Origin of the sequence: Hyphomicrobium sp. (assembly GCF_041674905.1) — a bacterium.
Lineage (GTDB): Bacteria > Pseudomonadota > Alphaproteobacteria > Rhizobiales > Hyphomicrobiaceae > Hyphomicrobium_B.
The window spans coordinates 58,505-70,618 of record NZ_JBAYUV010000006.1; the positions used below are offsets into that span (position 1 = coordinate 58,505).

Here is a 12,114-nt window from a genome sequence, read left to right on the forward strand (position 1 = left end):
AATGCGCCCGCTAACGGCAAATCCTTCAAATAGCTTGAGAAGAATATGGTAACGACGGCGCCCATTGCACGCCCAGGTATCCTGAGCATTGAGGCCTATGTCCCCGGCGAGAGCAAGGCACTCGGCAACATCAAGCCGGCGAAGCTGTCGTCGAACGAGACGCCTCTCGGCCCAAGCCCGCACGCCATCGCGGCCTTCAAGGCCGCCGCCTCCGAGCTTGAACGATACCCCGACGGTCAGGCGACGCTGTTGCGTAATGCCTTGGCACGCCGCTACGGCCTCGATGCCGCACGGATCGTCTGCGGCTCGGGCTCCGACGAGCTTCTGGGTCTGCTCGCGCGCGGCTACCTCGGTCCGGGCGACGAAGCCATCTACACCGAGCATGGCTTCCTCGTTTATCGCATCGCCATTCTGACGAACGGCGCAACGCCGGTCGTCGCGCCCGAACGCGGCCTCAAGACCGACGTCGATGCGATCCTTGAACGCGTCACGCCAAAAACGCGCGTCGTGTTCGTCGCCAACCCGAACAATCCGACCGGCACCTACATCCCGATCGACGAAGTCCGCCGCCTGCGTGCCGGGCTGCGCGCCGACATCCTGCTCGTGCTCGACGCCGCCTATGCCGAGTACGTCAGCCGCAACGACTACGAAGCGGGCCTCGAGCTTGTCGCGACCACGACGAACACCGTGATGACGCGGACGTTCTCGAAAATCCACGGACTTGCAGCGTTGCGCATCGGCTGGGCCTATTGCCCGGCGAACGTCGCCGACGTGCTCAATCGCATTCGCGGACCGTTCAATCTGTCGGCGCCCGCTATCGCCAGTGGTGCAGCCGCCATCGACGATGTCGAGCATATGGAACGCGCGCTGCGTCACAACGACGAGTGGCTGCCGTGGGTCGTCGCGGAGCTGACAAAACTCGGCTTCGACGTGACGCCGAGCGTCGCCAATTTCGTGTTGTTCCATTTCAAGGACGATGGCAAAAAAACCGCGTCGGCGGCGGACGAATACTTGAAATCTCAAGGCGTCATCGTCCGCAGGGTCGGCGCTTACGGCTTCCCCAATGCGCTGCGCATGACTATCGGCTCGGAGGACGACAACAAGCGCGCCATCGCGGCGCTGGCGCAGTTTCTGAAGGGCGCGGCGTGATGGAAAATGCTGTGACCGGCGCGCGCGGGCCGATGTTCAAGCGCCTGGCGTTGATCGGCGTCGGCTTGATCGGCTCGTCGATCAGTCACGCCGCCCGCCGTGCCGGATTGGCCGGTGAAATCGTCGGCTCGTCCCCGACACCCGCAACACGCGAGCGCGCCGAAGAGCTTGGCCTCGTTGCGAAGATGTACGCCGATCCGGCCGATGCCGTGCGCGGCGCCGATCTCGTCATCCTGTGCTCGCCCGTCGGAACCTACGAGGCCATCGCGAAGGCCATCGGCCCGCAGCTGGAGAAAGGCGCGATCGTCTCGGACGTTGGCTCGGTCAAGGCCGCCGCCGTGCGCGATATCGCGCCTCATATGCCGGAAGGCGTCCACTTCATCGCCGGGCATCCGGTTGCTGGCACCGAGCAGTCGGGACCGGACGCTGGGTTCGCTGAGCTCTTTGACGGGCGCTGGTGCATTCTGACGCCCACCGAGGACACTGATAAGAACGCGCTCGCAAAGCTTCAGGAGTTCTGGCAGCGGCTCGGTTCCGAGGTCGAAGTCATGTCGCCGGATCATCACGACATGGTGCTCGCGATCACGAGCCACGTTCCCCATCTCATCGCCTACAACATCGTCAACACGGCCGCGCATCTCGAGCGGGTGACGGACAAGGAAGTCATCAAGTTTTCCGCAGGCGGCTTCCGCGATTTCACGCGTATCGCGGCGTCCGATCCCGTCATGTGGCGCGACGTATTCTTGAACAATAAGGAAGCGGTGCTCGAAATGCTCGGCCGCTTCTCGGAGGATTTGACGGCGCTTCAGCGCGCCATTCGTTTCGGAGACGGCGCGACGCTGGAAAAGTTGTTCACCGACGCTCGCGCGATCCGGCGCGGCGTGATCCACGCTAACCAGGATACGCCGCAGCCCGATTTCGGCCGTCGCGCCAAGGGCGACGCGAAAGGTCCGCAGCGTTAACGTGGCTCGACTTACGCCGAGCGCGGTCCGGCCGAAAATTGCGCCGTGATGAGATCTTCTTCCACGGCGAGCGCTTCCTGCTCCGAAGCCGCGAGCAGATGGACGTGCACTTCATCGGCGCCAAGAGCCGACGCATGCTGACGAATTTCCGCCAGGTTCAACGATGCGTTCTGATTGCGCAGGCGGCCGATGGCAAGCACGGTGCGGGCCGACTTGTTTGTGCGGCGAACGAGAATGTAGTTGGCGTCCTCGATCGCCGGGCAGTCGAAAAGGCTGTAGACGGTGTGCACGTAGCGCTTGCCCGATGCGCCGGTCCAGAAATGAAACCGGGGCGGATTATCCGAAACTGTCGGCGCCGCGTCCTCGAACGTCTGGCTGGCTTCTTTGCTGGTGCGACGCGTACGGACGTCGGCAAGCCAGATGATCTCGGCACTCATAACGCACACCCCTGATCGGCGAACCTCGCCGTAGATTTCCTTGCGCCTGTCATACCCCGCTGGGATGTGAGGAATCGTGAACTTTGGATCGAAAATTTGACGGGACGGCCTTGCCCAAGCACGCTTGGTCAATGAAGTGTTGAGAACCACGCGGATTACGCACACTCCACCTGAGCATTGGCCGGACGCGAGCCTGCAAATATCAACATTTGCTAACGGACGGGATATTGCGGCGAACCGGCGGCAGCGGACCGGCCACGCCGTCATGGTCACGGCAGTCCGTTAACAGACGAAATCATCCGCAATGGGAATAGGCGCAGATCGCACACGTCCAGCAGCCTTCGACGCGCCGCAAGGCGCGCTCCCCGCACTTGGGACAAACCCGCGCTCCGGGGATCGGTGCGGAATGCAGGCGGTCGTCTTCCCGCGACGGCTCAGCGGATCGCCCGCCGCCGCCCTGTGCCGAGCCCCGCGCGATGGCGACCGGGCGCCGCTGAGCAGCGTCATCATCATCGGCGCGGTCCAGCTCGTCGCGGTTCAAAAAGCCGATGCGCAGCATGTGCTCCTCGATGACGTCGCCGATGGCCGCCAGCAGGCTCGGAACGTAACGCCCGCTCATCCAGCGCCCGCCTTCCGGATCGAAAACGGCCTTTAATTCTTCGGCAACAAATGCGACGTCGCCGCCGCGTCGGAACACGGCGCTGATCATCCGCGTCAAGGCAACCGTCCAGGCATAGTGCTCGAGGTTCTTCGTATTGATGAAGACCTCGAACGGACGCCTGCGCCCGTCGCGCACGATGTCGTTGATCGTGACATAGAGCGCGTGCGCACTTGCCGGCCATTTGATCTTATAGGTGACACCTTCGAGCGCCGCGTCGCGCTCGAGCGGTTTCGTCATGTAGACGACGCCGGGCGTCGACGGATCTTCAAGCGGCGTGCCGGTTGCAGACGGCTTGTTGATCGCGAACGCCTCGACCTTGCTCCCCGCCTCGTTGACGGCCCCGCCCGCCGGAGCTTCGCGCGACAGAACCGCCCCCGTTACCGCATTCGGACGATACGTCGTGCAGCCTTTGAGGCCCGAGTCGTAAGCCTCGAGATAGATGTCGCGGAAACTTTCGAAGCTGATGTCTTCCGGGCAGTTGATCGTTTTCGAAATCGCGCTGTCGACATAAGGCTGCAGCGCCGCCTGCATCGCGATGTGCTCCGGCGGTGCCAGCGTCTCAGCCGTCACGAAAGCCTCCGGGAGCGCCACGTCGTCTCCGAAGGCGTCTCGGAACGTGCGGTGCGCGAAATCCTCGACCGTCTCTTCGCCCGCTCCACCGCTGTCGCCCAGCACGCGCCGCCGGAAAACGAAGTCGAACACCGGCTCGACGCCGCTCGACACGTTACCGGCGAGCAGCGAGATCGTGCCCGTCGGCGCGATCGACGTGAGGCAGCCGTTGCGCAGCCCGTTCGCCGCGATCGCCTCGCGCACGTCCTGATCGAGGCGCGCAACGTTCGGCCGCGCCAGAAATGCATCCCGGTCGTAAAGGGGAAATGGCCCCTTCTCTGCGGCAAGCGCCGCACTCGCCCGATAAGCGGCGTTCTGAATGATCGCCATCCACCGCGCCGCCTGTTCGCGCGCCGCCACGCTGCCATAAGGCAAGCCAAGGAAAATGAGTGCGTCCGCGAGCCCGGTGACGCCGAGGCCGATACGCCGCTTCGCACGCGCTTCCTGCGCTTGCTGCGGCAGGGGATAGCGCGAAATGTCGATGACGTTATCGAGCAAGCGAATGGCTGTCGCAACGCGCGCTTCGAGTTTCGCGATATCGATGCGCGCCGTCCCGGTAAACGGCTCTTCGACGAGACGCGCCAGATTGATCGAGCCGAGAAGACACGCGCCATAAGGCGGCAGCGGCTGCTCTCCGCATGGGTTGGTCGCCGAAATCGTCTCGCAGTACTGAAGATTGTTGGCGGCGTTGACGCGATCGATGAAGATCACGCCCGGTTCGGCATAATCGAATGTCGCGCGCATGATCTGGTCCCACAACGCCCGCGCGGGAATTGTCTTGTAGACCTTGCCTGCGAAGACGAGATCCCACGCAGCGTCCCGCCGCACGGCATCCATGAAGGCATCGGTAACGAGTACCGACAGGTTGAAATTCCGCAGGCGCTGCGAGTCCGCTTTTGCCGCGACGAACGCTTCGATGTCCGGGTGATCGCAGCGGAGCGTCGCCATCATCGCGCCGCGCCGTTGCCCGGCCGACATGATCGTCCGGCACATGGCGTCCCAAACGTCCATGAAGCTGACGGGCCCCGAGGCGTCCGCGCCGATGCTCTTGACCGGTGCGCCGCTCGGCCTGAGCGTCGAGAAATCGTGCCCGATGCCGCCGCCGGCTTGCATCGTCAGCGCCGCTTCTTTGACGCTCTCGAAAATGCTCGAAAGATCGTCTCCGATTTCGCCCAGCACGAAGCAGTTGAACAGCGTGACGTTACGGTCCGTGCCCGCTCCGGCTAAAATGCGCCCAGCTGGCTGAAAGCCGAAGTCGGCCATCGCCTCGTAGAATGAGCCTGCCCATTTCTGCTGCTGGCGTTTGCCGCCCTTTTCAGCGCTTGCCGCCGCCGCAGCCACACGCCGGAACGTGTCCTCGAGCGTCTGATCGGCCGCGACGCTCGGCGATCCGCCAAAGCGATACTTGCGCCGCCAGATGGCGTCGGAAATTGCGGGCAGACCTGAAAAAATCGCGCTCATGGGGATGACTGGGATCAGGAGCGTCTATTTTCAACTCATGTTCATGATATGTTCCATGAACAATTCCGTCAAGCGATTTTCTGGTCCGGGCCGTGTTTAAGTTTGAATTTTTGACGCGTACATCGCCGGTAGTTCGGTGATCAGACGGTGAGTCACTGCAGCCAATTCGTTCCAGCCAAGTCGGCAGCAATCCGTTGGTCGAAATATTCGATCACATGCTCGTTAAAGTCTCGAAGGGATTTGATATCTTCTCTGAATGACTTGAATCGGTAATCCCGGTGGTACTTGCCCCTCTTAACGCTCACAACACGGGCGATCTGGATGGCGCGGCCGATGACGTCGGGGGGCGTTTCCAGCCGCGAGGGCCTTTAGGTACTCTTTCCGTCCTCCAAGTCGTGGTCGCGAAGCTCCTTGAGAGCTTCAACGAGCATGGCCTCGCCATCGGCCTGAGTTCGGACGGGTATCTCGCTGACGACTGTTCCAGATTCATCCGTGACCACGGCGATGAACGGGAAGTCTTCGTTGGGGCTCGGGATGACGGCCGTCGTGTAGGTGGGCATAGCCTGCTCCTGCTTTTCACTAAGCATAGCATGGCGTTCCACGGGCAGAGATTTTATCAACGCCAATTATTTGCAAACTGAGACACGGGCCGCATCCGGGTTCGTGTCTCAATTGCAAACGCGAGCCCGCCTAAACACTCTGGAAAGCGCCAAAGCTTGAAATGACGCCCGAAGCGGCTCCGGAGCTTTGAAACGGCCGTCGAAGCAGGCTATCAAAAGTAAGGGAAGACGACCTCCCCATCCTCACATCAGCGACCGGGACGACCCGGCTCTCAAAAGGAGGCCGGTCATGGCTTGGGTATTACTCATTTCCGCGGGACTGCTCGAAACCGTCTGGGCGTTCTACATGAAGAAGTCCGATGGCTTCACCTTGCTTTGGCCGACGGTCATCACTGCGGTCACGATGTTCGCCAGCATTGCGCTCTTATCGCTATCGATGAAGACGCTGCCGCTGAACAGCGCATACGTCGTCTGGACCGGCATCGGCTCCGTCGGTGCATTCATCATCGGTGTGGCGATTCTGGGCGAGGAGGCGACAGCAATGCGCTTTCTCGCAGCCGTGCTCATCGTCGGCGGCATCGTCTTAATGAAAGTATCGAGTTCCGACTGACGCCCGCGGGCAGTGTCAAGCCGACGAGCGCGCAGCCTCGCGCGCCAGGGGCGGTGGTGACGGAGCCATCGCCGCTTCCTTGATGAGCCGCCGGCTCGCCTCTTCGATCGCCGTCTCGATGCGGGTACGGAATTCGGCGCGCGGCAATCCGGGCGGCAGGGACGGCAGGAACTCGACGACGATCGTTCCGGGATAGCGCCACAGGCTTCGCCGCGGCCAGAACAGGCCCGAGTTCAAAGCCATTGGAACGGTGACGACGTTGAGTGCTTCGTAAAGCGCGATGTAACCCGGCTTATAGTCGGGAGGCGCGCCCGGCACGGTCCGCGTTCCTTCCGGAAAAATCACGACCTCGCGCCGGATCCCGACGCGCTGCCGGGCGTCGCGGATCAGCGCCTTCAAGGCCGCCGAGGCCTTCCCGCGTTTGACCAGGATGTGCTCGAACTTGACGCAGAACCAGCCGTAGAAGGGGATCCACTTGAGCTCGTCTTTCAGCACGATCGCGGGATCGCGAAAGAGCGAAATAAGCCCGAACGTGTCCCACGCTGATTGGTGCTTGGCGATGACGAGGCAGCCGCTTTTTGGGAGATATTTCTGCCCCCGCACTTGGAGCTTCGTGCCGCAGATCAGGCGGAGCAGCCAGACGCAGGTTCGCCCATGCAATTCGAGTCCCTTCATCGCCCACCGCCGCGGCCCGACAAGCAGCCAGGAGCCGAGTACGAGGTAGAGGGCCGTCACGACGTAGAACACCGCGAAATAGATCAGCGAGCGAACGATGACGAGAGCCCCCGGGCGCGGCTTTGCGATGTCGTCAGCCATCGGAGCGTTTCGATCCTGCCGCTGCAACGGAGCTGTCGTCGCGCCAATTCAAAACGCGTTGCGCCACGAGACGCGCGACTGCCGGTAAATATTTCAGATATTCCGAGACGAGAACGCGGGTCGTCGTCGTGTGCAGCCACCAGGCTGTCTCGGGGAAATGCCTCGGCGTCACCGGATAGGGAATGAGTGTCACCTTCGGCATGACGAGCGCCAGTTCGGCGAGGCTGCGCGGCATGTGATAGCGCGACGTCACGATGATCAGCTTGCTGTAGCCGTTGTTTTTGGCCCACGTGCGCGTTTCATCCGCGTTGCCGACGGTGTCGAGCGCCTCGTAGCCGAGATCGACGCAGCAGTTGAAAATCTTCGCGTCGAGCCCGAGCAGGCGTTGCATCTCTTCGCGCCGGACTTTCCGGTTGACGCCCGAGATCAGCAGCCGTTTGGCACGGCCTTCGTTCATCAGCTTGGCGCCCGCTTCGACCCGAAGATCGCCGCCGGTCAGCACCACGATGCCGTCAGCCTTGTCCCAGCCGTTGACGTCGTCGCGCGTCACGGAAACCGAGAAAAGCACGAAGCCGAAAACCAGCGCTCCGATCCCAAGCGCCAGCAGCAGAACGAAGATTTTCGATAGGCTCTTCATTGCGGATCGCGATTGCGGATGAGGCGAAAACTGCGTTGTCTACGGCCTAACCGGAATTCAGCCGTCAAATCGGCTGGGATGCCCCGGCAAGCTGGCATTCTCATTTCGCATTTCGCCGGTTGCCGCAAGTCCTCCGGTCATACGCCGCGAAAGATATCAGTGCTTGCCATTCAGGATACGGTGAACGCCGACCCGCGAGGTCCCCGTGCAAAGGCCTGCAATAATAATAACAACAAGACCGAGGATGAGGTAGCCGAGCGCGTCCAGCGACCCGGTGCCGACAAGGCGTTGCATTTCGACGGCGCCGACTGGTCCGCCGCCGAGCAGCTCGGTCAACCAGGGCATGAACATAAAGACAACCATCGCCGAGGTCGCGCCGACGATTCCCGCCTTTATGCCAAGGCGCAGAAAATGCTTTTCGAATTCTCGGGAAATGAATTTGTCAGTTGCCCCGACGAAGTGCAGCACTTCGACGATCTCGCGGTTTGACGCCATGGCGCTGCGCGTCGCCGACACGATGATCGCGGTGGTCGCGGCAGCGACGAGCGCCAGAATGGCGAGCCCGCCCAACGCGAGAGAGCGGGTCACGGCGCGGATTTGCTGCTGCCACCGGCGATGATCGTCGAGGGACACGCCTTTGAAATCGCGGCCGAGCGCCTGTCCGACTCCGGCGAGGTCCGGCGGCTGCGTGCGGTCCACCTCAACCGCGATGAGGCGCGGGACGGGAAGCGATTTGAGCACATCGCCTGAGCCGAGCCAGGGCTGCAGGAGATCGGCCGATTCGGATAGGGCGAGAGCGCGGACGTTGGCGATCCCGCGCTGCTTCTCGAGATAGCTCACCACGTCAGCGACCGCCTTGTCCGTATCGCCACTCTCTTGTGGTGTGACCTGCACGGTCACCTCGCTCGAGATGTCATTCAGCCACGCATCCGACGATTCCTTGATCATCCAGACGGCGCCGGCCGTGAGGCAGGCGAGAAAGCACATGATCGCGATGACGAGCGTCAGCGAGCGGCCGGTGACCGAGCCGGGCGGAACGACGGGCGCCATGACCTTCATCTTGCGTCCGCGATCGCTGCCGCGTGCCGGAACGTAAAGGTCGCTCGCCGGCTCGTGCGCCGGAGGGACGTGAGCACCGGCGGAGCCTTGGTGCGCAAAAGGCGGCGGCTCCGTCGACGGCACCATCGTCGTCGGTTCGTCATAGGGATCGTAGCTGCCCGGCATCGGCATGGCGGGCTCAGCGCGTCCGGGAAAGCGGCTAGATGATCCGGACATGGCCCCTGTGCACCTCAATGCGCGGCGCCTTGAACTGCCGCATGAGTTGATGATCGTGCGTCGCAATGACGACGGAGGTGCCGAGCCTGTTCAATTCAACGAACAAGCGCAGCAGTCGCCGTGCCATCTGGGGATCGACGTTACCGGTCGGTTCGTCCGCAAGCAGCACTTCCGGCTTGCCGATAACCGCCCTGGCGATGGCGGCGCGCTGCTTTTCCCCACCCGACAGCACCGAAGGGTTAGCATACATCCGGTCCCCGAGACCCACCCACTGTAAAAGGTCGGTCACGTCCTCGCGGTAATCGGCGGGCCTTTTGCCAACCACCTGTAGCGGCAACGCGACGTTTTCCCAGACGGTCAGATGATCGAGTAGCCGGAAGTCCTGGAAGACGATGCCGATGCGCCGGCGCATCTGGGCGCGTTTCTGCGGCTTTACAGCGGTTATGTCTTCATTGAACATGCGAATTTCGCCGCGACTAGGGTGCAGCGACATGAACATCAGACGCAGAAGCGACGTCTTACCGGCTCCCGATTCGCCATGCAGGAAGTGGAACGAGCCAGGGCGCAAATGAAACGTGACATCGGTCAAAACATCCGGACCGCTGTCGTATTTCAATCCGACGTTCGTCAAGCGAATCACGGGGTTTAACCTTGGCAGGAAAGGATTGCGTCACGTCTTTGAAGCCTAGACGCGTATAGACACGTCAAAGCCGGATCGATCAATCGATTACGATTGTGGCGCAGTCGTGTACACAGGAAGCTGAGCGAGCCGTCGAGGCTGAGTGCGCCGCGAGATTATGCAGGATCTAAGCATGTCGAATACCGGGACCGAACATTCCATCGAAACGATTTATTCCGCTGAGGAAATCCTCGCCCGGCTGCAAGTGCTGGCGGAGGAAATTGCCTTAAAGCGGCCTGAAAATCTGCTTGTTGTCCCGATACTCAAGGGCAGCTTCGTCTTCGCGGCCGATCTGCTGCGGGCGATGCATGCTGCAGGGCTTGCTCCGGAAGTCGATTTCCTGACATTGTCGAGCTACCGGAAGAGCCGTTCGTCGTCCGGCCAAGTCTCCATCCTTCGCGACCTCGATCTCGATGTGCAGCAGCGTCACGTGATCCTGATCGATGACGTCCTCGATTCAGGCCGCACCCTGGCTTTCGCAAAAGATCTGATTTCGGCGCGGGGCGCGGCGAAGATCGAAACCTGCGTGCTGCTCGATAAGCGGGCGGCGCGCGCTGTTTCGATTGAGCCGGATTATTGCGCGTTCACCTGTCCCGACGTGTTTGTCGTCGGTTACGGAATGGACGTCGGGCATCGCTACAGAGAGCTGCCGTTCGTCGGACGGCTCGCTGATTGATGCGACCATTGGGTCGCGCGTAAGGGGTGTGGTGAGATGGCGACGATTCTGCTTGCGGATGATGACGCCGCCGTGCGCGATCTCGTCCGGCGCGCCTTGAGCGCCGAGGGGCATACCGTGCACGTCACCCAGGACGGTTTGGAAGCCCTTGATTTTTTCAACGCCAACGAAAGTCCGATCGATCTGCTCGTGACCGACGTTGACATGCCTCAGCTCGATGGCATCTCGCTCGCGGAAAAGGCCTTGAAGACAAAGAGCGACCTCGCGGTGGTTCTGATGTCCGGATTTTCCGATCAGCTCGAACGCGCCGCTGGGCTGCGCGCACGCCGTCTACTGTCGATCGCTAAGCCGTTCACGCTCGATCAGATCAAGCAGGTTGTCAGGGCGGTGCTCGCCTAGAGCGCCTCCGGAAAAGTGGGAACCGGTTTTCCGCTAAGAAGCACGACAAAGCAAAGAGCTAGAGCGCTTTCCACGATTCCGCAAACATCGGAAAGGCTAGCCGCCCGTGACACTCATATGACGCGCAAGGGAAGGCGTCTTCGTGCCCCGGTCGATGACGAAATCGTGCCCTTTCGGCTTTCGCGCGATGGCCTCGGTAATCGCGGCATCGAGCAGCGTCTCGTCCGTCGAAGCGCGCAGCGGCGCCCGAAGGTCGGCGGCATCGTTCTGGCCCAGACACATGAACAGCGTTCCGGTGCAGGTCAGGCGGACGCGATTGCAGCTTTCGCAGAAATTGTGCGTCAGCGGCGTAATGAACCCGAGCCGGCCGCCGGTTTCCTCAACCCTGACGTAGCGCGCCGGTCCGCCCGTGCGATACGGGCTTTCCTGCATCGTAAAGTGATCCATCAGCCGCGCTCTGACGATCGACAACGGCAGGTATTGGGCGGTGCGGTCTTCGCCGATGTCGCCGAGCGGCATCGTTTCGATCAGCGTCAGGTCAGCACCGCGCCCATGCGCAAAGCGAACGAGATCGGGAATCTCGTCCTCGTTGACGCCCTTCAGCGCCACCGTATTGATCTTGATCTTGATACCGGCCTTGTCCGCCGCGTCGAGGCCTCTGAGAACGGTCGCCAGATTGCCCCACCGCGTGATCGCCTTGAACTTATCGGGATCGATGGTGTCGATCGATACGTTGATGCGCTCGACGCCTGCGGCCTTGAGATCGCCCGCGTATTTCTCGAGCTGGCTGCCGTTCGTCGTCAGCGTAAGCTCTTTGAGGTCGCCACTTTCGAGGTGCCGCCCGAGGGCTCCGAAAAGCCACATGATGTTCTTGCGAACGAGCGGCTCGCCGCCGGTGATGCGAAGCTTCTTGACGCCGCGCCGAACGAAGGCCGCGCACAGCCGGTCGAGTTCTTCCAGCGACAGGAGGTCGCGCTTGGGAAGAAACGTCATATGCTCCGACATGCAGTACACGCAGCGGAAATCACATCTATCGGTAACCGATACACGCAGATACTCGATCTCCCGCCCGAAGGGGTCGACAAGATGCCTCCCGCGCGGGGCCGGCTGATCGGACATCGATGCCTGTGCCAAGCCTGCTGTCATCCCATTAATATCGGAGGTTGCGGCCGCTGCCGCAAGG

13 protein-coding genes are annotated in these 12,114 nt (G+C 61.8%); 5 read left to right on the forward strand and 8 right to left on the reverse strand.

What is annotated here, in order from left to right; translation table 11 throughout:
- The first annotated feature begins 45 nt into the window (after window positions 1–45).
- Entirely contained in the window at window positions 46–1,149 is a 1,104-nt protein-coding gene (gene hisC / locus WC026_RS04130) for a histidinol-phosphate transaminase (RefSeq protein WP_372709538.1), read from the forward strand.
- Window positions 1,149–2,111 (forward strand): prephenate/arogenate dehydrogenase family protein, encoded by a 963-nt coding sequence (locus WC026_RS04135; protein WP_372709602.1) that lies wholly within the window; start codon window positions 1,149–1,151, stop codon window positions 2,109–2,111. The genes hisC and WC026_RS04135 overlap by 1 nt, the downstream gene beginning before the upstream one ends.
- Window positions 2,112–2,122: 11 nt before the next feature.
- Here WC026_RS04135 and WC026_RS04140 read toward each other — a convergent pair whose 3' ends face one another.
- From WC026_RS04140 to WC026_RS04150, 3 genes are all read right to left on the reverse strand, one after another.
- A complete protein-coding gene (locus WC026_RS04140; RefSeq protein WP_372709539.1) occupies window positions 2,123–2,548 on the reverse strand; it encodes a hypothetical protein in 426 nt (141 codons plus the stop codon).
- Between the two features lie 295 nt (window positions 2,549–2,843).
- Window positions 2,844–5,279 carry an adenosylcobalamin-dependent ribonucleoside-diphosphate reductase gene (locus tag WC026_RS04145; RefSeq protein WP_372709540.1) on the reverse strand — a complete coding sequence of 812 codons (2,436 nt, stop codon included), beginning with the start codon at window positions 5,277–5,279 and terminating at the stop codon, window positions 2,844–2,846.
- A 368-nt stretch (window positions 5,280–5,647) separates the two neighbouring features.
- Window positions 5,648–5,839 carry a hypothetical protein gene (locus WC026_RS04150; protein WP_372709541.1) on the reverse strand — a complete coding sequence of 64 codons (192 nt, stop codon included), beginning with the start codon at window positions 5,837–5,839 and terminating at the stop codon, window positions 5,648–5,650.
- 289 nt (window positions 5,840–6,128) lie between these two features.
- On the opposite strand from WC026_RS04150, the gene WC026_RS04155 reads away from it, so the two are divergent.
- The gene (locus WC026_RS04155) at window positions 6,129–6,449 is read left to right on the forward strand and encodes a multidrug efflux SMR transporter (RefSeq protein WP_372709542.1); all 321 of its coding nucleotides are present in this window, start codon (window positions 6,129–6,131) and stop codon (window positions 6,447–6,449) included.
- A gap of 15 nt (window positions 6,450–6,464) precedes the next feature.
- On the opposite strand, the gene WC026_RS04160 is transcribed toward WC026_RS04155, so the two are convergent.
- The 4 genes from WC026_RS04160 to ftsE form a co-directional block, all read right to left on the reverse strand.
- The gene (locus WC026_RS04160) at window positions 6,465–7,265 is read right to left on the reverse strand and encodes a lysophospholipid acyltransferase family protein (protein ID WP_372709543.1); all 801 of its coding nucleotides are present in this window, start codon (window positions 7,263–7,265) and stop codon (window positions 6,465–6,467) included.
- Window positions 7,258–7,902, reverse strand: coding sequence for a YdcF family protein (locus tag WC026_RS04165; protein WP_372709544.1), 645 nt, complete (start codon window positions 7,900–7,902; stop codon window positions 7,258–7,260). The genes WC026_RS04160 and WC026_RS04165 overlap by 8 nt, the downstream gene beginning before the upstream one ends.
- A gap of 156 nt (window positions 7,903–8,058) precedes the next feature.
- Window positions 8,059–9,177 carry a cell division protein FtsX gene (locus WC026_RS04170; RefSeq protein WP_372709545.1) on the reverse strand — a complete coding sequence of 373 codons (1,119 nt, stop codon included), beginning with the start codon at window positions 9,175–9,177 and terminating at the stop codon, window positions 8,059–8,061.
- Window positions 9,161–9,817, reverse strand: coding sequence for a cell division ATP-binding protein FtsE (gene ftsE / locus WC026_RS04175; protein WP_372709546.1), 657 nt, complete (start codon window positions 9,815–9,817; stop codon window positions 9,161–9,163). Before ftsE ends, WC026_RS04170 begins: the two co-directional genes overlap by 17 nt.
- Window positions 9,818–9,989: 172 nt before the next feature.
- Here ftsE and hpt point away from each other — a divergent pair, with 172 nt between their 5' ends.
- Together hpt and WC026_RS04185 are read left to right on the forward strand one after the other, a co-directional pair.
- A complete protein-coding gene (hpt, locus tag WC026_RS04180) occupies window positions 9,990–10,532 on the forward strand; it encodes a hypoxanthine phosphoribosyltransferase (RefSeq protein WP_372709547.1) in 543 nt (180 codons plus the stop codon).
- Window positions 10,533–10,568: 36 nt separating this feature from the next.
- The gene (locus WC026_RS04185; RefSeq protein ID WP_372709548.1) at window positions 10,569–10,931 is read left to right on the forward strand and encodes a response regulator; all 363 of its coding nucleotides are present in this window, start codon (window positions 10,569–10,571) and stop codon (window positions 10,929–10,931) included.
- A gap of 96 nt (window positions 10,932–11,027) precedes the next feature.
- Here the strand turns inward: WC026_RS04185 and moaA are convergent, their stop codons facing one another.
- A complete protein-coding gene (gene moaA, locus WC026_RS04190; RefSeq protein ID WP_372709549.1) occupies window positions 11,028–12,077 on the reverse strand; it encodes a GTP 3',8-cyclase MoaA in 1,050 nt (349 codons plus the stop codon).
- Window positions 12,078–12,114: the final 37 nt, after the last annotated feature.